Raw genomic sequence first — 20,097 nt, 5'->3', positions numbered from 1 at the left:
GGGGTCGAGGGGCGTCAGGCGTCAGGCGTGGAAGGGCCGGGCGGGCCAGGGGGCGTCGGCCGGGCGCAGCGCGTCCAGGCCGTCGCCGGCGCGGGCGGCGGCGAGGGAGAGCGCGCCGACGGCCAGGCAGTTGTTGTGGAGGCGGCCGGCGAGGACGCCCTGGATGAGGTCGGCCAGCGGGACGCGGGCGAGCCGCATGTCGGCCTCCTCCTCGGCGACCTCGAAGCGCTCGCCGTCGGCCTCGGACAGCTCGCGGGCGAGGAAGACGCGCACCGCCTCGTCGCAGCCGCCGGGGGTGGTGTACACGTCGGCGAGGACCCGCCAGTCCTCCGCCTTGACGTGCGCCTCCTCGTACAGCTCGCGCTGGGCGGCGTGCAGCGGGTTCTCGCCGGGCACGTCGAGCAGGCCCGCCGGGATCTCCCACAGCTTGTGGCGCACCGGGTGGCGGTACTGCTCGATGACGACCACCCGGTCGTGCTCGTCGAGGGCGAGGACGGCCACGGAGCCGGGGTGCACCTGGTAGTCCCGGCGGGCGGTGGTGCCGTCGGGCATCACCACCTCGTCGGCGCGGACGCTCGTCTTGCTGCCGGTGAAGGGGGTGGCGGAGGCGGCGACGGGCCAGCTGGCGGGCGTGTCGGCGAGGGGCGCGGCGGGGGCGGGGGCGGTGCTGTCGGTCATGCGCCCAGTGTGCCTGGCCGTGCCTGGCGTTCGATGGCGGCCCGGATCAGCCCGGCGAACAGGGGGTGGGGCCGCGTCGGGCGCGACCGCAGCTCCGGGTGGGCCTGGGTGGCGACGAGGTAGGGGTGGACGTCGCGGGGGTACTCCACGTACTCCACCAGCTTGTTGTCGGGCGAGGTGCCGCAGAACACCAGGCCGGCCTTCTTCTCCAGCTCGGCGCGGAAGGAGTTGTTCACCTCGTACCGGTGGCGGTGGCGCTCCTCGACGTAGGGCTCGCCGCCGTAGACCTCGCGCACGATGGAGCCCTCGGCGAGCTTCGCCGGGTACAGGCCCAGGCGCATGGTGCCGCCCATGTCCCCCTCGCCTGCGACGATGTCGAGCTGCTCGGCCATGGTGGAGATCACGGGGTGGGCGGTGCCCTGGTCGAACTCGGTGGAGTTCGCGTCCTTGACGCCGGCGAGGTTCCTGGCGGCCTCGATCACGATGCACTGCAGGCCCAGGCACAGGCCCAGCAGGGGAACGCCGTGCTCCCTGGCGTAGGTGATGGCGGCGATCTTGCCCTCGACGCCGCGCTCGCCGAAGCCGCCGGGGATGCAGATCGCGTCGCAGTCGCCGAGCTGGCGGGCGGCGCCGCCGGGCGCCTTGCAGTCGTCGGAGGTGACCCACTTGATCCGCACCCGGGCGTTGTTGGCGAAGCCGCCGGCCCGCAGCGCCTCGGTCACCGAGAGGTACGCGTCGGGCAGGTCGATGTACTTGCCGACCAGGGCGGCGGTCACCTCGTGCTCGGGGTGGTGGACGCGGCGCAGCAGGTCGTTCCACCGCGTCCAGTTCACGTCGCGGAACGGCAGGTCCAGGCGGCGCACCACGTACGCGTCGAGGCCCTCGCCGTGCAGCACCTTCGGGATGTCGTAGATCGACTTGGCGTCGATGGCGGCCACCACGGCGGCCTCCTCGACGTCGCACATGAGGGAGATCTTGCGCTTTATGGCGGCGGGCACCTCGCGGTCGGCGCGCAGCACGATGGCGTCGGGCTGGATGCCGATGCTGCGCAGCGCCGCGACCGAGTGCTGGGTGGGCTTGGTCTTCAGCTCGCCGGAGGGGCCGATGTAGGGCAGCAGGGAGATGTGGACGACGAAGACGTTGTCCCGCCCGACCTCGTGGCGCACCTGGCGCACGGCCTCCAGGAAGGGCTGGGACTCGATGTCGCCGACGGTGCCGCCGACCTCGGTGATGACGACGTCGACGTCGCCGGAGGCCATGCGGCGGACGCGGTGCTTGATCTCGTTGGTGATGTGCGGGATGACCTGGACGGTGTCGCCCAGGTACTCGCCGCGGCGCTCCTTGGCGATCACCGTGGAGTAGATCTGGCCGGTGGTGACGTTGGCGCTGCCGTCGAGGTCCACGTCGAGGAAGCGCTCGTAGTGGCCGATGTCCAGGTCGGTCTCCGCGCCGTCGTTGGTGACGAAGACCTCACCGTGCTGGAAGGGGTTCATGGTGCCCGGATCGACGTTCAGATACGGGTCCAGCTTCTGCATGGTGACGCGCAGGCCACGAGCCTTGAGGAGGGCTCCTAGGCTTGAGGCGGTGAGTCCCTTGCCGAGTGAGGAGGCGACTCCTCCGGTGACGAAGATGAACTTGGTGCTGGGCGGCATGGCCAAAAGGAGCTCCCGTGGTCGCGAGGTCGGATGGGCGACGGCCTCCGTCAGGGGTCTTCGAGGGGGCGCCATCGCTGAGGTTCGGGGGTTGCGCTGCCCTCCGCTCCACGGGCTACCAGGGTATCAGCGGGCACCGGGCCGGGGGGCGCGCACGGCGAATCGCACCCTAACGGGAGTTCCGACCTTTAGTATCAATATCCGACAAGAAACCCCACCGCCTTAGCTGGATCTCATGCCACTGTCGAGCAGATCCCGAAACCTCGTCGTATCCTGCTCGGACGCTCGAATGGGCGATGGAAAAACGCACGTCCCACGGGGGCGGACCCACTGTTCGACTGGAGAAGCAAGTGGCCGGGCGCATCGAGGATTACGCACTCGTCGGAGACATGCAGACGGCCGGCCTCATCGGCCGTGACGGATCGGCCGACTGGCTGTGTCTGCCGCGCTTCGACTCCCATGCGATCTTCGCCGCGTTGCTGGGGACCGAGGACCACGGCTTCTGGCGCCTGGGCCCCGCACACAGCAAGGGCGTGCCGCCGCCGCCGGCCAGCCGCCGGCGTTACAAGGGCGACTCACTGGTCCTGGAGTCCGAGTGGGACACGCCGCGCGGCACGGTCAGGGTGACCGACTTCATGCCGCCGCGCGGCCGGGACGCCCCGCAGCTGATCCGGATCGTGGAGGGCGTCAGCGGCCGGGTGCCGATGCGCTCGGCGCTGCGGATGCGGTTCTCCTACGGCTGGGTCGTGCCGTGGGTGCACAAGGTCGGCGACCGCACGGTGGCGGTGGCCGGGCCCGACTCGGTGTGGCTGGACACCGACGCCGACACCTACGGCCGCAACCTCACGACGTACTCCGACTTCACCGTGGCGCCGGGCGACCGGGTGGCGTTCGCCATCACCTGGCAGCCCTCCCACAAGCAGCAGCCGCCGCTGCCGTGGCCGGAGGAGGCGCTGGCCGAGACCGAGGACTTCTGGCGGGAGTGGGTGGCGCAGTGCACCTACCACGGCCCGTACCGGGAGGCGGTGGTCCGCTCGCTGATCACGCTGAAGGCGCTCACCTACGAGCCGACCGGCGGCATCGTGGCCGCGCCCACCACCTCGCTGCCGGAGGAGATCGGCGGCTCCCGCAACTGGGACTACCGCTTCACCTGGCTGCGGGACGCGGCCATCACCCTCTCCTCGCTGCTGCGCACCGGCTACCACGAGGAGGCGCGGGCCTGGCGCGAGTGGCTGCTGCGCGCGGTCGCGGGCGACCCGCAGAACCTGCAGATCATGTACGGCATCGCGGGCGAGCGCGAGCTGGCCGAGGCGGAGCTGGCCTGGCTGCCGGGCTACGAGAACTCCCAGCCGGTGCGGATCGGCAACGGCGCCGCCGGCCAGCTCCAGCTCGACGTCTACGGCGAGGTGACCGAGGCGCTGCACCTGGCGCACATGACGGGCCTGGCCCGAAACGATCACGCCAATCTTCTCCAGCTCAAGCTCATCCAGTACCTGGAGGAGCACTGGCACGAGCCGGACGAGGGCATCTGGGAGGTGCGCGGCCCGCGGCGGCACTTCGTGCACTCGAAGGTCATGGCCTGGGTGGCGGTGGACCGCACCGTGAAGCTGATCGAGTCCGGTGAGGTGGACGGCCCGCTGGAGCGCTGGCGCGACCTGCGCGACGAGATCCACCGCACCGTGTGCGAGCGGGGCTACGACAAGGAGCGCAACACCTTCACCCAGTCCTTCGGCTCCAAGGAGCTGGACGCCTCGCTGCTGCTCATCCCGCAGATGGGCTTCCTGCCGCCGGACGACAAGCGGGTCATCGGCACGATCGAGGCGATCCAGCGGGAGCTGTCCACGCTGGACGGCTTCATCCTGCGCTACCCGACGGCGGGCGCCCGGACGGGCGTGGACGGCCTGGAGGGGGACGAGGGGGCCTTCCTGGCCTGCTCGTTCTGGCTGGCGGACGACCTGGCGATGATCGGCAGGGTCGACGAGGCGCGGAAGCTGTTCGAGAAGCTGCTGGCGCTCCGCAACGACCTGGGCCTGCTCGCGGAGGAGTGGGACCCGCGCCGGATGCGGCAGGTCGGCAACTTCCCGCAGGCCTTCAGCCACGTGCCGCTGATCGACACCGCGCTGCGGCTGACCGCGTCGGGCGCGTACGGCGGCTGAGGCCGTCATACGCTGCCCCGTGCGGGCCGTGGCCTCTTCCGGCAACCCGGCCCGCTCCCCCCGGGCCACCCCGGGGTGGGATGCCGGGCTGTGGCCGGGGCCGCGCCGCCGCGCGCGGCGCTCGGCGCGGCTCAGCAGGCGTCGGCCAGCTCGTCGTACACGCTGAGCACCTGGGCGACGGTCGTGTCCTCCGTCGGCCAGCTCCCGGCCCGGGCGCGGCCCGCCTCGGCCAGCGCCGCGCGCCGGGCGGGGTCGCGCAGCAGCGAACGCACCGCCGTGCCCAGCGCGCCCGGGTCCCCGTACGGCACGAGGACCGCCGCGTCGCCGACGAGTTCGTGCACCCCGCCGACGGCGGTGCCCACCAGCGGCACGCCGGAGCGCAGCGCCTCCTGCGCGAGCGGCGCGCGCGCCGCCCAGCGCACCAGCAGCACCGCGAGGTCGGCGATCCGCAGCAGCCGCGTCACGTCCTCCCGGCGGCCGAGCAGCCGCACCGGCAGCTCCTCGCGCTCGACGCGCCCCTGCACGGCGGCCCGCTGCGGCCCCTCCCCGGCAATGACCAGCAGCGGCTGCGGCGTCAGCGTGCGCCAGGCGCGGGCGGCGGCGAGCAGCGTCTCCAGCGCCTGGGGGTCCTGCCCGGCCTCCAGCCGGACCGAGGTGACCAGCAGCGGCCGGTCGATGGCGCCGAGTTCGGCCCGCAGCTTGTGTGTCTCGCCCTCCCGGGCCGGGGAGCCGGACGCGGTGCGCTGCGCGGGCAGCGCCACCGGCGCCAGCCGCGCGTCGCGCGCCCCGCGCCGCCGCGCCCGCTCCACGAGGTCGGAGGTCGCGGCCAGCACCACCGAGGCCGTGCGGGCCACCCAGCTCTCCGTCAGGCCGCGCATCCGCCCGCGCACGCCCCGCAGCGCGAGGGGACGCGCGGCCCCGGGCGCCGGCTGGGGCAGGGTGTGCCAGGTGACGACGAGGGGCGTGTCGCGGCGGCGCAGCGCCAGCGAGGCGAGCATGCCGACCCGCATGCCGTGGGCGTGCACCAGGTCCGCGTCCGCGCAGACCGCCCGCAGCGCCCCGACCGCCTGGAGCCGGGACCGGGCGACGACCGGCACGAAACGCGCCCCCGTGCGGGAGAGGCCGTAACGCCGCTCGGCGGACGGCGGGGCGCACACGGTGACGCGCAGCCCGCGGGCTACCAGCCCGGCCGCGAGCGACCGCACGTGCACGCCGGTGCCCGCGCCGCCGCCGCCCAGGAGCTGCACCACGTGCAGCGGGGCACGGCCGCGCGCGGGCACGGTCGTCGTACCACTCACGGCACCCCCTCGTCCGCCCCACTCCGCGTCGCCGTGCGCGCCTCGCCGCGGCACCGCCCGGTGGCGCTGTCGGCGTCGCTCACGGCTACTCCTTGTTCGCTGGGAGTGGAATCGCGCCGTCCAGCATGCCAGCCGTGCCATGCCTGGCGATAGCGCGCGCCACTCGCATGGGCTATGACGGCCCCCGGCCGTCGCCGGTGCCATGGCCCAGCTTCGCAGCGGTGGCCAGCAGTTCTTCGGCGTGGGCGCGGGCGAGCCGGGAGTCCTCCTGTCCGGCCAGCATCCGGGACAGCTCCCTGACCCGGCCCTCCCCGTGGACCGACCGCACCCCACTGCGGGTGACCGACCCCTCGCTGGTCTTCTCCACCACCAGGTGCCGGTCGGCGAACGCCGCCACCTGCGGCAGGTGCGTGACGACCACGACCTGCGCGCTGTCCGCCAGCCGCGCCAGGCGGCGGCCGACCTCGACGGCCGCCTTGCCGCCGACGCCGGCGTCCACCTCGTCGAAGAGGTACGTCGGGACGGGCGCCGCGCCCGCGAAGACGACCTCGACCGCCAGCATCACGCGGGAGAGTTCGCCGCCGGAGGCTCCCTTGGCGATGGGCCGGGCCGGGGCGCCGGGGTGCGGGGCGAGCAGCAGCTCGATCTCGTCCACGCCGTGCGGCCCGAACGCCACGCTGCGGCCGGCCAGGTCGATGGCGTCGTCGTCGGCGTCCCCGCCGCCCGGCGCCTCGGTCTGCCGCACGTCCACCTGGATCCGGGCGTGCGGCATGGCCAGCTGCACCAGCTCCTCGGTGACCGCGTCGGCGAACCGCTTCGCGGCCTCGGTCCTGGCCTCGGTCAGGGTCAGGGCCAGCGCGGCGAGGCGGGAGCGCAGCGCGTCGCGCTCGGCGGCCAGCTCGCCGATCCGGTCGTCGTCGCCGTCCAGCTCGGCCAGGCGGGCGGCGCCCCGCTCGGACCAGGCCAGCACGGCGGCACAGCCGTCACCGTCCGGCCCCTCGGGGTCCCCGTACTTGCGGATCAGGTGGGCCAGGACGGCGCGGCGCTCCTCGACCGCCGCCAGCCGCAGCGGGTCGGCGTCCAGCCCGTCGGCGTACCCGGCCAGGTCGCCCGCCACGTCCGCCAGCAGGATGCCGACCTCGGTCAGCCGGTCGGCGAGCTGGGCCAGCGCCGGGTCGTGGGCCCGCACGGCCTCCAGCGCCCGCTGCGCGCCGCCGGTCAGCGTGACGGCGTCCCGGCCGTCCGGGTCGGCCGGGTCGCCGGCCAGCGCGGCGTGCGCGGCGGCGGCCGCGGCGGCCAGCGCCTCGGCGTGGCCCAGGCGTCCGGCCTCGGCGGCCAGCTCGGCGTCCTCCCCGGGCCGGGGCTCGGCGGCGGCGATCTCCTCGAGGCCGAAGCGCAGCAGGTCGGCCTCCTGGGCGCGCTCCCGCGCCCGGGTGGTCAGCTCGGCGAGCTCGGCGGCGACGGCGCGCAGCCGGGCGTAGGTCTCCTGGTACGCCGCGAGCGGCCCGGCGACGGCCTCGCCGGCGTACCGGTCCAGGGCCTGGCGCTGCCGCGCCGGGCGCAGCAGCCCCTGCTGGTCGGTCTGGCCGTGGACGGCGACCAGCTCCTCGCCGAGCTCGGCCAGCAGCCCGGCGGGCACCGAGCGCCCGCCGACGTGGGCGCGGGAGCGGCCCTCGGCCGAGATGGTGCGGCTGATGAGCAGGGCCCCCTCGTCCAGCTCGGCGCCGGCCTCCTCGGCCCGGCGCGCGGCGGGGGCGTCCGGTTCCACGGCGATACGGCCCTCCACGACGGCGGCGGGCGCCCCCAGCCGCACCAGGCCGGCGTCCGCGCGCCCTCCCAGCAGCAGGCCCAGGCTGGTGACGACCATGGTCTTGCCCGCGCCGGTCTCGCCGGTCACCGCGGTGAAGCCCGAGGACAGCTCCACGACGGCGTCGTCGATCACGCCGAGGTCCCTGATCCGCATCTCCTCCAACACGGATACGACCATACGAGGTAGACAGGTCCGTTGTCCCCGGCCGCCCCCGTCAGTGCGGGGCGCCGCGCCAACCCGCGACCGGCAGCGCGAACTTCGCCACCAGCCGGTCGGTGAAGGGCGCGCGGTGCAGCCGCGCGAGCCGCACGGGGACGGCGCCGCGCCGCACCTCGACGCGCGCGCCGGCGGGCAGTTCGATGCTGCGCCTGCCGTCGCACCACAGCACGCCGTGCCCAGTGTGGCGCCTGACCTCGACCGCGAGCACCGAGTCGGGCGCCGTCACCAGGGGCTTGGCGAAGAGGGCGTGCGCGCTGATCGGCACCATCAGCAGCGCCGCCACCTCCGGCCACACCACCGGGCCGCCCGCGGAGAAGGCGTACGCCGTGGAGCCGGTGGGGGTGGCGCAGACCACGCCGTCGCAGCCGAACGCCGAGACCGGGCGGCCGTCGACCTCGGTGACGACCTCCAGCATGCGTTCCCTGGCGGCCTTCTCGACCGTCGCCTCGTTCAGCGCCCAGTCGGTGTGCACGACGTGCCCGGTGCCGGCGTCGGCGCGGACCACGACGTCCAGGGTCATGCGCTCCTCGACCTCGTAGGAGCGGGCGACGACGCGGCTCACCACCTGGTCGAGGTCGTCGCGCTCGGCCTCGGCGAGGAAGCCGACGCGGCCGAGGTTGACGCCGAGCATGGGGACGCCGGAGGCGCGGGCGAACTCCGCGCCGCGCAGCAGGGAGCCGTCGCCGCCGAGCACGATCAGCAGCTCGCAGCCGTCCAGCACGCCGCGCTTGGCTTCCAGCGGCTGGGGCGTGTCGGGCTTCTCGACCCGCTCGACCTGGTCGGGCAGGGGCAGGTCCTTGGCTTCCTGGGCGAGCACCCGCACCCCGATGCCGTGGGCCAGCAGGCCCTGCACGACGAGTTCGGCGCTGCGGATGGCGGCGCGGCGCCCTGTGTGGGCGAGCAGGAAGACGGTGCGGGTGCCGGCGTCGGCGTTGGTCGTCACTGGGGCCCTTCCGTTACGGCGCGTTGAAGCTCGGCCGGGTCGAGGGGAGGCGCCCCGGCGCGCAGCCACAGAAAGTATTCGACGTTGCCCGAGGGTCCCGGCAGGGGGCTGGCTGTGACGCCGAGCACGCCGAGCCCGAGCTCCGCCGCCCGGCCCGCGACGCCGTGGACCGCCTCGGCGCGCAGCTCCGGGCTGCGCACCACTCCCCCGCTGCCGAGCCGCTGCCTGCCCACCTCGAACTGCGGCTTGACCATGAGCAGCAGGTCGGCGTCGGGCGTGGCGCACCGCGTGAGGGCGGGCAGCACCAGGCCGAGGGGGATGAAGGAGAGGTCGCCGGTCACCAGGTCGACGGGCGGGCCGCCGAGCATCTCGGGCGTGAGGTCGCGCACGTTGGTGCGGTCCAGGACGGTGACCCGCTCGTCGGCCCGCAGCGACCAGGCGAGCTGGCCGTAGCCGACGTCGACGGCCACGACGTGGGCGGCGCCGGCGCGCAGCAGCACGTCGGTGAAGCCGCCGGTGGAGGCGCCCGCGTCCAGGGCGCGGCGCCCGGCGACGAGCAGCCCGCGCGGGGTGAACGCCGCGAGCGCGCCGGCGAGCTTGTGCCCGCCGCGCGAGACGTAGTCGGGGCGGCCGTCGTCCTCGGCGCGGACCACGAGGGCGGCGCCGGTGGCCACCTGGGTGGCGGGCTTGCTGGCGGTCGAGCCGTCGACGGTGACCCGGCCGGCGGTGATGAGGCTCCTGGCCTGTTCCCGGGAGCGGGCCAGCCCCCGGCGCACCAGCTCGGCGTCGAGGCGGGCCAGGCGGCGGTGGGTCGCTGCTGCCACGGGGCGTTCAGCTCCTGCGGGGGACGGGGCCGGGGGTCGGACCGGGGGACGGAACGGGGGACGGCGGCCCGGGGCGCGGCTGGTCCAGGGTGGTCAGGGTGTCGCGCAGCGCGCGGTGGGCGTCCTCGTAGACCTCCAGGTGCTCGGCGACCGGGAGGCGGTCGGTGTCGGCCAGACGCGCGAGCTGGGCGTCGACGCCGGCGTGGCCGGTGGGCTGGACGCCGATGCCGAGGGGGCGCGGTTCGTCGTCCAGCGGCTCGGGCGCCTCGGGCGGCTCGGAAGCCTCGGGCGGTGCCGACGGCTCCTCCGGCTTCGGCGGCTCCGGCGGCTCGGGGTGGGGGTCCTGCTCCGCCACCGCCACCGGCGGCGGCGCGGGGTCGGGCGCCGCTGCCGGCGCCGATGCCGGGACGGCGTGGGCTTGGGGGTCGCTCATACGCCCGACGCTACCGGGTGGCGGCTCCGAGGGCCGTCCCCCGGGCGGAGCGGCGCCGCGCCGCCGGCACCACGAGGGGGGTGCCGCTCTCCGGGTCCTCGATCACGCGGCAGGGCAGCCGGAAGACCTCCTCGACGAGCCCGGCGGTGACGATCTCGCCCGGGGCGCCCTCGGCCACGACCGTCCCGTCGCGCAGGGCGATGAGGTGCGTGGCGTAGCGCGCGGCGTGGTTGAGGTCGTGGAGCACCGCGACCAGCGTGCGGCCCCGCTCCTCGTGGAGCCGGGCGCACAGGTCGAGCACCTCGATCTGGTGGGCGATGTCGAGGTAGGTGGTGGGCTCGTCGAGCAGCAGCAGCTGGGTCTGCTGGGCCAGGGCCATGGCGATCCAGACCCGCTGCCGCTGGCCGCCGGAGAGCTCGTCGACGTAGCGGTCGGCCAGCTCGGCGACGCCGGTGGCGGCCATGGACTCGTTGACGACGCGCTCGTCCTCCGGCGACCACTGCCGCAGCAGCCCCTGGTGGGGGTAGCGGCCGCGGGCGACCAGGTCGGTGACGCTGATGCCGTCGGGCGCGATGGGCGACTGCGGCAGCAGCCCGAGGACGCGGGCCAGCACCTTGGCGGGGATGCGGCCGATGGCCCGGCCGTCGAGCAGCACGGCGCCCTCGGCGGGCTTGAGCATGCGCGACAGGGCGCGCAGCAGTGTGGACTTGCCGCAGGCGTTGGGGCCGACGATCACGGTGAAGGAGCGGTCGGGGATCCGCACCGAGAGGCGTTCGGCGATGACCCGCTGCTCGTACGCGAGCGTGACGGACTCGGCGGCCAGGCGGCTGCCGTCGGCGGAGGCGGTCACGATCTCTTTCTCCTGATCTTTCGGGGCTCGCGGGCTCATCCGGCTCGTCCGGCTCTTCTCGGAAGCCGTCTCGGAACTCATATGCGCCCCGCCCGGCGTTCGGTGACGAGCAGCCACAGCAGGTACACGCCGCCGAGCATCCCCGTCACGGCGCCGACCGGCAGCTCGCGGTCGGAGAACCCCCACTGCCCGAGGAAGTCGGCCGCCACCATCAGCAGCGCGCCCATGGCGCCCGCGGACACCAGGTTGGGGCCGGTCGCGCGGGTCACGCGGCGGGCGAGCTGGGGCGCGGTGAGCGCGACGAACGCGATGGGTCCGGCAGCGGCGGTGGCCGCGGCGATCAGCAGCACCGAGGTGATCACCAGCACCATCCGCGTCCGCTCCACGCGCACGCCCAGCGCGCCGGCGGTGTCGTCGCCCATCTCCAGCATCCGCAGCGGCCTGGCCAGCACCAGAATCGGCGGCACGAGCACGGCGCAGGCGATCAGCAGCGGCCAGAAGTGCTCCCAGTCGCGGCCGTTGAGGGAGCCGGTGAGCCACAGCACGGCGCGGGCGGCGTCGACGAGGTTGGCGCGGGTGAGGAGGTAGCCGTTGACGGCGGTGAGGATCGCGGCGGCGCCGATGCCGACCAGCACCAGGCGGTAGCCGTGGACGCCGCGCCGCCAGGCGAGCAGGTAGATGGCGAGCCCGGACGCCAGCCCGCCGACGAGCGCGCCCGCGGCGACCGCGCCGCTGCTGCCCGTGAACAGCACGATGACGGTGAGCGCGCCCGCGGCCGAGCCCTGGGTGAAGCCGATGATGTCGGGGCTGCCCAGCGGGTTGCGCGAGACGGCCTGGAAGACCGCGCCGCCCATTCCCAGGGCGACGCCGACGGTCAGGGCGAGCAGCGCGCGCGGCAGCCGCAGCTCGCGGACGATGAACTCCTGGGCGACGGAGCCGTTTCCGGCGATGGCGCGGATCACCTCGACCGGGCTCAGTGGGTAGCCGCCGGTGCCGATGAGCACCACCGCCATGGCGAGGGAGAGCAGCGTCAGCACCAGCCCGGCGACGGCGGCGCGGGTCCGCACGCGCAGGGACCGGCCGCCCGGCGTACGCAGCACCAGCACGCCGCCGGAAGAACGCCGCGTCAGGGGCCTGTCCACGGCGGTGTCCACAGCCTTGTCCACGGCGGTGTCCACGGCCTTGTCCACGGCGTTCACAGCTTGGCCATCCTTCGCCGCCGCACGAGGTAGATGAAGACGGGCCCGCCGATGAGGCTGGTGACGATGCCGACCTGCAGCTCCGACGGCCGGGTCACCAGCCGCCCGATCACGTCCGAGCCGAGCAGCAGCACCGGCGAGAGCACCATGGCGTACGGCAGGATCCAGCGCATGTCGGGCCCGGTGAGGGCGCGGACGATGTGGGGCACCATCAGCCCGACGAAGACGATGGGCCCGCAGGCGGCCGTGGCGGCGCCGCACAGCAGCGTGACCGCGATCGCGGCCAGCACGCGGGTGCGGGTGAGGTGGGCGCCGAGGGCGCGGGCGGTGTCGTCGCCCAGCGCGATGGCGTTCAACGGCCGGGCCAGGGTCAGCGCGATGACCATGCCGACCGCGAGGAACGGCAGCACCTGCCGGATCACGTCGCCGTTCGCGGACGCGAGCGAGCCGACGGTCCAGAAACGCATCCGGTCCAGCGCGGCGGTGTCCAGCAGCACGACGGCGTTGATGTAGCCGAAGAGCGCGGCCGTCATGGCGGTGCCGGCCAGCACCAGCCGCACCGGCGTGGCCGAACGCGCGCCGCCCAGGCTGTAGACCACGACCGAGACGACGGCGGCGCCGGCGAAGGCAAACCACACCAGGCCGGTGGTCGAGGTGACGCCGAAGAAGCTGATGCCGGAGACGACGGCCGCCGCCGACCCGGCGTTGACGCCCAGCAGGCCGGGCTCGGCCAGCGCGTTGCGGGTGAGCGCCTGCATCACGGCGCCGGCCAGCCCGAGCGACGCGCCCACCAGCAGGCCCAGCATGGTGCGCGGCAGCCGCAGGTCGCGGACGACCACGTCGGCGTCGGTTCCGGCGTAGTCGAACAGCCCGTGCCAGACCTCGCTCGCCGAGAGGGACTTGGCGCCGAAGGCGACGCTGGCGGCGGACACCAGCAGCAGCACGCCGAACGCCGCCACCAGGCCGGCCGCGCGGTGCGGCGTACGCCGGGGCGTGGCGGGCTCTTCCACCGCGGGAGGCGGAGCGGCGGGCGCGGCGGATTTCACCACGGTCACGCTGCTTCCCCTCCGGTGGCACTCTCACACGACATGGACTTAGGTTAGCCTAACCTTCCCAAATGACAGTTGAGAGACCAAGGCAGCTCATGAGCACCCCTCCCCGCCGTCCCCGCGTCCCGCACCCCTCCCGCCGTTCCCTGCTCGCGGCGGGCGGGGCCCTTGGCGCCGCCGCGCTGCTCACCGCCTGCGGCGGCGGCGACGCCGACACCACCGACGGCACCGACGGCACCGGCGGCGGCGAGGGTTCCGGCGGCTCCGGCGGCTGGACCTTCACCGACGACCGCGGCGAGACCGCCACCCTCGACGCGACGCCGCGCACCGTCGTCGGCTACGTCGGCTCGGCCGCCGCCCTCCACGACTACGGCGTCGAGTGCGCCGGCGTCTTCGGCCCGACGGTCCTTCCGGGCGGCGGACCCGACATCCAGGCCGACGGCCTCGACGTGGACAAGCTCACCGTCCTCGGCAACGCCTGGGGCGAGTTCAGCGTCGAGGACTACGCCCGCCTCGAACCCGACCTGCTGATCAGCGACCTGCACGCGCCCGGCGAGCAGCTGTGGTACGTGCCGGAGGACAGCGCCGACGAGATCCTCGCCCTCGCTCCCGCCATCGGCATCCTCACCCAGTCCGGGGTACTGCTGCGCGAGGTGGTCGAGCGGTACGCCGAGCTCGCCGAGGCCCTCGGCGCCGACATCAACGCCGACGCCGTCACCCGGGCACGGGCCGGCTTCGACGACGCCGCCGAGACGCTGCGCCGGGCCGCCCGCGACAACGCCGGGCTGCGGGTGCTGGCGCTGTCCGCCACCGAGGACGCCCTGTGGTGCTGCGTCCCAGGCGACTTCTCCGACCTGGCCTACTACCGGGACCTCGGCGTGGAGTTCGTCGTCCCCGACGACCCCGAAGAGGGCGGCTTCTTCCAGAGCCTGAGCTGGGAGAACGCCGATCTCTACCCGGCCGACCTGCTGCTGGTCGACAACCGCACCGGCAACCTCCAGCCCGCCGACCTCGACGGCTCCAAGCCGACCTGGCGCAACCTCGCCGCCGTGCGGGCCGGACAGGTCGCCTCCTGGACCGCCGAGCCGACCTACTCCTACGCCGGCTGCGCCCCGCTGCTGACGGACCTCGCCGAGGCCGTCCGGTCCGCCCGGCCGCTGAGCTGACTGAGACAAACTGAGACAAATTGAGACAAGGAGCCACCGCGTTGATCCCCCGACGTGCCCTGCCCGCGCCCTCCCGCCGCGCCCTGCTCGCCGCGGGCGGCGCCCTGGGCGGCGGCGCGCTGCTCGCCGCCTGCGGCAGCGACGACGAGACCGACGGCTCGTCCCCGTCCGGCGAATCCGGCGGCCCCGGTGACTCCGGCGGCTGGGCGTTCACCGACGACCGCGGCGAGACCGTCACCCTCGACCAGGCCCCCCGGAACATCGTCGCCTTCGTCAGCTCCGCCGCCGCCCTCCACGACTACGGCATCGAGTGCGCCGGCATCTTCGGCCCGAGCAGCCCCATCGACGGCGAGCCCAACCCGCAGGCCGGCGACCTCGACGTGTCCCGGCTGACCAGCCTCGGCGAGGCGTGGGGCGAGTTCGACATCGAGACCTACGCCCGCCTCGAACCCGACCTGCTGGTCAGCAACATGTTCCCGCCGCCGGACCTGTGGTTCGTCCCCGAGGAGGGCCGGGACGAGATCCTCTCCCTGGCCCCCAGCGTCGGCATCGCCGGGGCCCGCACCTCCCTCCTGGACCCGCTGCGGCGTTACGCCGACCTCGCCGAGTCCCTGGGCGCCGACATGAACGCCGACGCCGTCACCCAGGCCCGGACCCGCTTCGAGGAGGCGTCCGAGGGCCTGCGCCAGGCCGCCCGCGACAACCCCGGCCTGCGCGTGATGGCCGTCACCGGCGACGACCAGCAGTTGTACGTCGCCGTCCCCGACTCCTACACCGACCTGCACTACTTCAAGGACCTCGGCGTCGAGCTCGTGGAGGGCAGAAAGGTCGACGAGTGGGGCTTCTGGGAGTTCCTGAGCTGGGAGAACGCCGACACGTACCACGCCGACCTGATCATGATCGACAACCGCACTCAGGCACTGACTCCCGAGGAGCTGGCCACCAAGCCCACCTGGAACCGGCTCCCCGCCGTGGCCGCGGGCCAGACCGTCCCGTGGTCGATGGAGGAGCGCTACACGCACGCGGGCTACGCCCCCGTCGTCGAACAGCTCGCCGACGCCATCCGCGACGCCCGCAAGCTCAGCTGACCGAGCCGAGAGGACGAACGACAGCCATGACCGCCGCACCCTGGGAATTCTTCGACCTGAACGTGCTGCGGACGGCACGCATCACCCCCACCTTCGTCCGCGTCACCCTCGGCGGCCCGAGCCTCGCCCGCTTCGCCAGCGGCGGCCGGGACCAGCGCTTCAAGCTGTTCCTGCCGCGCCCGGGCGCTCGCGAGATCTCCGTGCCCCGCGGGGAGGGCGCCGAGAACTGGTGGCCCGCCTGGCAGCGGATGGACCCCGACGAGCGGGCCGTCATGCGCACCTACACCGTGCGCGAACGGCGCCGCGACCCCGGCGAGCTCGACATCGACTTCGCGCTCCACGGCGACACCGGCCCGGCCTCCCGCTGGGCCGCCACCGCCCACCCCGGCGACCCGGTGACCGTCCTCGGCCCGGTCGAGGAGGACAACCCGGGCGTCGACTTCCGCCCGCCCGCCGACGCGACGGCCATCCTCCTCGCCGCCGACGCCACCGCCCTCCCCGCGGTGGCCGGCATCCTGGCCTGGCTCCCGCCCGGCACCCCGGCGAAGGTCTGGATCGAGGTGCCGCACGCGGCCGACCGCCAGGAGCTGCCGACCAAGGCCGGCGCCGAGATCACCTGGCTGTGCCTGGACGAGATGGACGGACGCCCGGCCGCCCCGCTCGCCGACGCGGTCCGCGCCACCGCGCCGCCCGGGGACACCGACACCGTGTACGCCTGGCTGGCGGGCGAGGCGGGCACCGTCAAGACCCTGCGCCGCCACCTGGTGGACGCGCGCGGCATCGACCGCCGCCGCATCGCCTTCTGCGGCTACTGGCGGCGCGGCACCACCGAGGACGACCTGATCCAGCAGGCGATCGCGGCGGAGGCGGCGGCGTAACGCCGTCGGCCGTCCGCTCACCAGCCCAGCCGCGCGAGCGCCTTGTCCGCCTGCGGAACGCCGCCGCCTCCCGGCCCGGCCCCGGCCCAGGCCCAGGCGGCGGCGCACAGCGCTCGCAGCCCGTCCACCGGGTCCGCCCCACCCGTCTCGCCGCCCGACTCGCCGACCGTCTCCCCGTCCCCCGGCCCGGTCAGCTTCAGCTCCGCCGCCCGCGCCACCGCGTGCCACCCGCCGCAGGCGAAGCCCTCGCCCACGCGCGCCACCGCGGGCTGCGGCGCCAGCAGCCCCCGCAGGTCGGCGGCGACGTACGTCGGCCGGTGGTCGGGCCGGGCCGCGAGCAGCGTCGCCGGGTCCGTGACTCCCGTCAGTACCAGCAGCGAGTCGACACCCCCGGCGTGCGCGCCCTCGATGTCGGTGTCGAGCCGGTCGCCGACCACCAGCGGGCGGCGGGCCCCGGTCCGGATGATCGTCTCGCGGTGCATCGGCGGCGCGGGCTTGCCCGCCACCACCGGCTCGCGGGTGCGCCCGGTCGCGATCCGGACCACCTCCACGGCCGTGCCGTTGCCCGGCATGATGCCGCGCCCGCTGGGAATCGTCAGGTCCGTGTTGGAGGCGAACCAGGGCACGCCCCGCCCCACCGCGAGCGCCGCCTCGGCCAGCACGCCCCATGCCATGCCGGGGCCGCCGTAGCCCTGCACGACGGCCGCCGGGTCGTCGTCGGCCGAGTCGACCGGCGTCAGCCCGCGCTCCCGCAGCGCCACCCGCAGCCCCTCGCCGCCGGCGCACAGCACCCGCGCGCCCGCCGGCAGCCGCTCCGCCATCAACCGGGCCACGGCCTGCGCGGAGGTGACGACCTCGTCGGCGTCGGCGGGCACCCCGAGCCGGACGAGGTGCTCGGCCACGGTCTGCGGGGTGCGGGCGGCGTTGTTGGTGACGTACGCCAGCCGCATCCCGGCCTCCCGCGCCGCCCGCAGCGACGCCACCGCGTGCGGCACGGCCTCCCCACCGGCGTACACCACGCCGTCCAGGTCGAGCAGCGCCGTGTCGTACGCCTCGCACAGCGCGCCGTCCGACGCGCGGGGCGCGCTCACGGGCGCGCCGTTCTCAGCATGCTTCGTCATCGCCCCCGATCATCCCCCATGGGCCGGAACGCCACTCACCCACCCGGCTTACGATGCGAAGATGCGTACCTCCGGTCTCGACCTGGCGCCCTTCCGGGCCCTCCGGTACGCGCCGGCCCGCGTCAGCAGCCTGGCCGCGGTGACCTCCCCGCCCTACGACGTGGTGGTCAGGCCCGATGGGCTGCGCGAGCTGGAGACCGCCGATCCGTACAACATCGTCCGCCTCACCCTGCCGCAGGCCGACGACCCGGCGGAGGGCCACCGGCGGGCCGCCGCCGCGCTGCGCCGCTGGCTGGCCGAGGGCGTGCTGGCGCAGGATCCCGAGCCCGCGCTGTACGTCTACGAGCAGCGCCCCGGCGAGGGAGGGCCGGTGCAGCGCGGGCTGATCGGCGCGCTGCGGCTGACCCCGCCCCGGCAGGGCGTGGTGCTGCCGCACGAGGACGTGATGCCGGAGGTGGTGGCCGACCGGGCCTCGCTCATGCGGTCCACCGCCGCCAACCTGGAGCCGCTGCTGCTCTCCTACCGCAGCGACGGCCGACTCGCGGGCGCGGCCGCCGTCGTCGAGGCGGCGGCCGGCCGTACCCCGCTGCTGGAGTTCAGGGCGGGTGACGGCATCCGCCACCGGCTGTGGGCGGTGACCGACCCGGCCGGAATCGCCGAGGCCACCGGCGACCTGGCGCGCCGACGGGCGCTGATCGCCGACGGCCACCACCGGTGGGCCACCTGCCTGCGGCTCGCCCAGGAACACGGCGGCCGCCCGCCCTGGGACCGGGGCCTGGTCCTGCTCGTCGACACGGCGCGGCACCCGCTGCGGGTGCAGCCCATCCACCGGGTGCTGGCCGGCCTGCCGCTTGGGACGGCCCTGGCCCGGCTGCGCGAGGCGGCGGGGGCCTTCCGGGTGCGCCGCCTCTCCGGCCCGCCGCGGAAGGCCCTGGCCGAGCTGGCCTCGACGCCCGGCAACGCCTTCGTGCTGGCCGGGGGCGGCGAGCTGTACCTGCTGAACCGGCCCGCGCCCGGGCTGCTGGCACGGGCCGTGCCACGGGACCGCCCCCGCGCCTGGCGGGAGCTGGACGCCACCGTGCTGAACGCCGCGCTGCTGCGCGAGGTGTGGCGGCTGCCGGACGCGGCCCCGTCGCGGATCGGCTACCTGCACGACGCGGCCGCCGCCGTCGGCCAGGCGAAGGCGTCGGGAGGCTGCGCGGTGCTGATGCGGCCGGTCGCGGAGGAGACGGTCCGCACGCTCGCGGAGCGGGGCGTCACCATGCCGCACAAGTCGACGTCCTTCGGCCCGAAGCCCGCCTCCGGCCTGGTGCTGCGCCTCCTGGGCGACCCGCCCCTCAGCCCTCCCCCCGCTCCTCGGACTCCGGGTCGAGCGCGTCGATGAACTCCAGGCCGTCCAGCTCGGCGAGCCGGTCGGAGGCGTCGGTGGTGCCCTGCTGGTCGGCCTCCAGGGCCTTGCCGAACCAGTCCCGGGCCTCGGCCTCCCGGCCGACGGCGAGCAGCGCGTCGGCGTAGGCGTACCGCAGGCGGGCGGTCCACGGGTGGGTGGTGGGGGACGCCAGCTCAGGGCTCTGCAGGGTGACGACGGCCGCGTCGGCCTGCCCCATGTCGCGCCGCGCCCCGGCGGCGACGAGCCGCATCTCCACCTGCCCGGCCTTGTCGAGCCGGCGCACTTCCGGCTCGCCGGCCATGGCCAGGGCCCGCTCCGGGCGTCCCAGGCCACGCTCGCAGTCGGCCATGATCGGCCACAGGTGCACGGATCCCGACATCCTGCGGGCGGCGCGGAACTCGCTGAGCGCCTCGCCGTACTTCTCCACGGCGTACGCGGCGAAACCGGCGGCCTCGCGCACCGCCCCGACCCGGGAGGCGAGCCGCAGCGCGGTGCGTGCGTGCTCGTACGCCCGCTGAGGATCGTCGTCGAGGAGCCGCGCGACCATGACGAGGTTCTTGGCGACGTCGGCGGCGAGGGTCTTCGGCAGACTTCTCAGTTCCTGACGCACCTCGGCGTCGATCTCCTCCCCCGTCACGTCCTCCGGAATGGGCGGGCGCCTGATGGGCTCCCGATCGCGGTCACGCTCGCGGTCACGATCCCGCCGCTGCCCGCCCTCGTCACGCCGCTGCCAGCGCCCATCCCGCCGGGGGCCGCCCCCCCGCGGCCCGCCACGCTCGTCGCGGCGTCCCTGGAACTCCCTGCGCTTCGGCCGCTCGCCTCTCGGCTGCCGCCGATCAAATTCACCGCGATCACCGCGACCACCGCGATCAGGGCGTTCACCGCGCTCGCGGCGAGGACGCTCTCCCCCGTGGTGCTCGGAAGAATCCGACTCGGACATCGACGTGACTCCTGTCGCTCATGAAAAACAAAAAAAGACCTCGGGTCTGCCAGCATGCACGCTGGCAGACCCGAGGTCTCTCAATAATTGTCCGGCGGTGTCCTACTCTCCCACACGGTCCCCCATGCAGTACCATCGGCGCTGGGAGGCTTAGCTTCCGGGTTCGGAAAGTAACCGGGCGTTTCCCTCCCGCCATGACCACCGGCACACTCAGTCAAAGTGCACCAAGCGAACAAGCACACTCTTCAATTCTCGAACGTGTCGTTTGGTGAAATGTCATAGTGGACGCGAGCATCTGCGGACAAGCCCTCGGCCTATTAGTACCCGTCAGCTCCACCCATCACTGGGCTTCCACCTCAGGCCTATCAACCCGGTCGTCTCCCGGGGGCCTTACCCCCTCAAA

General features: G+C 74.7%; 17 protein-coding genes and 2 rRNA genes. 5 read left to right on the top strand and 14 right to left on the bottom strand.

Annotation, left to right across the window (positions count from 1 at the left end; genetic code table 11):
* Positions 1 to 21 precede the first annotated feature (21 nt).
* The gene (locus ACTWQH_RS07775; RefSeq protein ID WP_443285619.1) at positions 22 to 678 is read right to left on the bottom strand and encodes an NUDIX domain-containing protein; all 657 of its coding nucleotides are present in this window, start codon (positions 676 to 678) and stop codon (positions 22 to 24) included.
* On the bottom strand, positions 675 to 2,330 hold the full coding sequence (locus ACTWQH_RS07770) for a CTP synthase (RefSeq protein ID WP_443285618.1): 1,656 nt from the start codon (positions 2,328 to 2,330) through the stop codon (positions 675 to 677). Before ACTWQH_RS07770 ends, ACTWQH_RS07775 begins: the two co-directional genes overlap by 4 nt.
* A gap of 350 nt (positions 2,331 to 2,680) precedes the next feature.
* On the opposite strand from ACTWQH_RS07770, the gene ACTWQH_RS07765 reads away from it, so the two are divergent.
* Positions 2,681 to 4,486, top strand: a complete 1,806-nt coding sequence (locus ACTWQH_RS07765; protein WP_443285617.1) for a glycoside hydrolase family 15 protein — start codon at positions 2,681 to 2,683, stop codon at positions 4,484 to 4,486.
* A gap of 131 nt (positions 4,487 to 4,617) precedes the next feature.
* On the opposite strand, the gene ACTWQH_RS07760 is transcribed toward ACTWQH_RS07765, so the two are convergent.
* From ACTWQH_RS07760 to ACTWQH_RS07725, 8 genes are all read right to left on the bottom strand, one after another.
* Positions 4,618 to 5,784, bottom strand: a complete 1,167-nt coding sequence (locus ACTWQH_RS07760; protein WP_443285616.1) for a glycosyltransferase family 4 protein — start codon at positions 5,782 to 5,784, stop codon at positions 4,618 to 4,620.
* A gap of 172 nt (positions 5,785 to 5,956) precedes the next feature.
* Positions 5,957 to 7,771, bottom strand: coding sequence for a DNA repair protein RecN (gene recN / locus ACTWQH_RS07755; RefSeq protein ID WP_443285615.1), 1,815 nt, complete (start codon positions 7,769 to 7,771; stop codon positions 5,957 to 5,959).
* 37 nt (positions 7,772 to 7,808) lie between these two features.
* Positions 7,809 to 8,756: an NAD kinase gene (locus ACTWQH_RS07750; RefSeq protein WP_443285614.1), complete on the bottom strand. Its 948-nt coding sequence runs from the start codon at positions 8,754 to 8,756 to the stop codon at positions 7,809 to 7,811.
* Complete coding sequence (locus tag ACTWQH_RS07745; RefSeq protein ID WP_443285718.1) at positions 8,753 to 9,556, bottom strand: TlyA family RNA methyltransferase; 804 nt, start codon at positions 9,554 to 9,556, stop codon at positions 8,753 to 8,755. Before ACTWQH_RS07745 ends, ACTWQH_RS07750 begins: the two co-directional genes overlap by 4 nt.
* Positions 9,557 to 9,587: 31 nt before the next feature.
* Positions 9,588 to 10,013 (bottom strand): hypothetical protein, encoded by a 426-nt coding sequence (locus tag ACTWQH_RS07740; RefSeq protein WP_443285613.1) that lies wholly within the window; start codon positions 10,011 to 10,013, stop codon positions 9,588 to 9,590.
* 10 nt (positions 10,014 to 10,023) lie between these two features.
* On the bottom strand, positions 10,024 to 10,902 hold the full coding sequence (locus ACTWQH_RS07735) for an ABC transporter ATP-binding protein (protein ID WP_443285612.1): 879 nt from the start codon (positions 10,900 to 10,902) through the stop codon (positions 10,024 to 10,026).
* A gap of 38 nt (positions 10,903 to 10,940) precedes the next feature.
* Positions 10,941 to 12,005 (bottom strand): FecCD family ABC transporter permease, encoded by a 1,065-nt coding sequence (locus ACTWQH_RS07730; protein ID WP_443285717.1) that lies wholly within the window; start codon positions 12,003 to 12,005, stop codon positions 10,941 to 10,943.
* Positions 12,006 to 12,058: 53 nt separating this feature from the next.
* Positions 12,059 to 13,072: a FecCD family ABC transporter permease gene (locus tag ACTWQH_RS07725; RefSeq protein WP_443285716.1), complete on the bottom strand. Its 1,014-nt coding sequence runs from the start codon at positions 13,070 to 13,072 to the stop codon at positions 12,059 to 12,061.
* Positions 13,073 to 13,206: 134 nt separating this feature from the next.
* Here ACTWQH_RS07725 and ACTWQH_RS07720 point away from each other — a divergent pair, with 134 nt between their 5' ends.
* From ACTWQH_RS07720 to ACTWQH_RS07710, 3 genes are read left to right on the top strand one after another with little or no spacing between them, the layout of a single operon-like run.
* Complete coding sequence (locus tag ACTWQH_RS07720) at positions 13,207 to 14,277, top strand: ABC transporter substrate-binding protein (RefSeq protein ID WP_443285611.1); 1,071 nt, start codon at positions 13,207 to 13,209, stop codon at positions 14,275 to 14,277.
* 41 nt (positions 14,278 to 14,318) lie between these two features.
* The gene (locus tag ACTWQH_RS07715; protein WP_443285610.1) at positions 14,319 to 15,365 is read left to right on the top strand and encodes an ABC transporter substrate-binding protein; all 1,047 of its coding nucleotides are present in this window, start codon (positions 14,319 to 14,321) and stop codon (positions 15,363 to 15,365) included.
* Positions 15,366 to 15,391: 26 nt separating this feature from the next.
* The gene (locus ACTWQH_RS07710; protein WP_443285609.1) at positions 15,392 to 16,243 is read left to right on the top strand and encodes a siderophore-interacting protein; all 852 of its coding nucleotides are present in this window, start codon (positions 15,392 to 15,394) and stop codon (positions 16,241 to 16,243) included.
* A 17-nt stretch (positions 16,244 to 16,260) separates the two neighbouring features.
* On the opposite strand, the gene ACTWQH_RS07705 is transcribed toward ACTWQH_RS07710, so the two are convergent.
* Entirely contained in the window at positions 16,261 to 17,364 is a 1,104-nt protein-coding gene (locus tag ACTWQH_RS07705; RefSeq protein ID WP_443285608.1) for an HAD-IIA family hydrolase, read from the bottom strand.
* Between the two features lie 61 nt (positions 17,365 to 17,425).
* On the opposite strand from ACTWQH_RS07705, the gene ACTWQH_RS07700 reads away from it, so the two are divergent.
* On the top strand, positions 17,426 to 18,748 hold the full coding sequence (locus tag ACTWQH_RS07700) for a DUF1015 family protein (RefSeq protein ID WP_443285607.1): 1,323 nt from the start codon (positions 17,426 to 17,428) through the stop codon (positions 18,746 to 18,748).
* Here ACTWQH_RS07700 and ACTWQH_RS07695 read toward each other — a convergent pair.
* The 3 genes from ACTWQH_RS07695 to ACTWQH_RS07685 form a co-directional block, all read right to left on the bottom strand.
* Positions 18,702 to 19,418 (bottom strand): hypothetical protein, encoded by a 717-nt coding sequence (locus ACTWQH_RS07695; RefSeq protein ID WP_443285715.1) that lies wholly within the window; start codon positions 19,416 to 19,418, stop codon positions 18,702 to 18,704. The two genes, ACTWQH_RS07700 and ACTWQH_RS07695, sit on opposite strands and share 47 nt — an antisense overlap.
* Before the next feature lie 365 nt (positions 19,419 to 19,783).
* A 5S ribosomal RNA gene (rrf, locus tag ACTWQH_RS07690) occupies positions 19,784 to 19,900 on the bottom strand.
* Positions 19,901 to 19,991: 91 nt separating this feature from the next.
* Positions 19,992 to 20,097: ribosomal RNA gene (locus tag ACTWQH_RS07685) — 23S ribosomal RNA — on the bottom strand; the annotation flags it as partial.

Origin of the sequence: Streptomyces sp. 6N223 (assembly GCF_052246635.1) — a bacterium.
Lineage (GTDB): Bacteria > Actinomycetota > Actinomycetes > Streptomycetales > Streptomycetaceae > Streptomyces.
Note: the sequence above shows the minus strand (reverse complement) of the source record. Positions and strands in the feature narration are given on the sequence as shown.

What these genes read in the sequence shown, in the direction of transcription:
- ACTWQH_RS07770 (WP_443285618.1), bottom strand. Translation starts at nt 2,330, where the DNA reads ATGCCGCCCAGCACCAAGTTCATCTTCGTCACCGGAGGAGTCGCCTCC.
- ACTWQH_RS07710 (WP_443285609.1), top strand. Translation starts at nt 15,392, where the DNA reads ATGACCGCCGCACCCTGGGAATTCTTCGACCTGAACGTGCTGCGGACG.
- ACTWQH_RS07740 (WP_443285613.1), bottom strand. Translation starts at nt 10,013, where the DNA reads ATGAGCGACCCCCAAGCCCACGCCGTCCCGGCATCGGCGCCGGCAGCG.
- ACTWQH_RS07705 (WP_443285608.1), bottom strand. Translation starts at nt 17,364, where the DNA reads ATGACGAAGCATGCTGAGAACGGCGCGCCCGTGAGCGCGCCCCGCGCG.
- ACTWQH_RS07735 (WP_443285612.1), bottom strand. Translation starts at nt 10,902, where the DNA reads ATGAGCCCGCGAGCCCCGAAAGATCAGGAGAAAGAGATCGTGACCGCC.
- recN (WP_443285615.1), bottom strand. Translation starts at nt 7,771, where the DNA reads ATGGTCGTATCCGTGTTGGAGGAGATGCGGATCAGGGACCTCGGCGTG.
- ACTWQH_RS07720 (WP_443285611.1), top strand. Translation starts at nt 13,207, where the DNA reads ATGAGCACCCCTCCCCGCCGTCCCCGCGTCCCGCACCCCTCCCGCCGT.
- ACTWQH_RS07700 (WP_443285607.1), top strand. Translation starts at nt 17,426, where the DNA reads ATGCGTACCTCCGGTCTCGACCTGGCGCCCTTCCGGGCCCTCCGGTAC.
- ACTWQH_RS07775 (WP_443285619.1), bottom strand. Translation starts at nt 678, where the DNA reads ATGACCGACAGCACCGCCCCCGCCCCCGCCGCGCCCCTCGCCGACACG.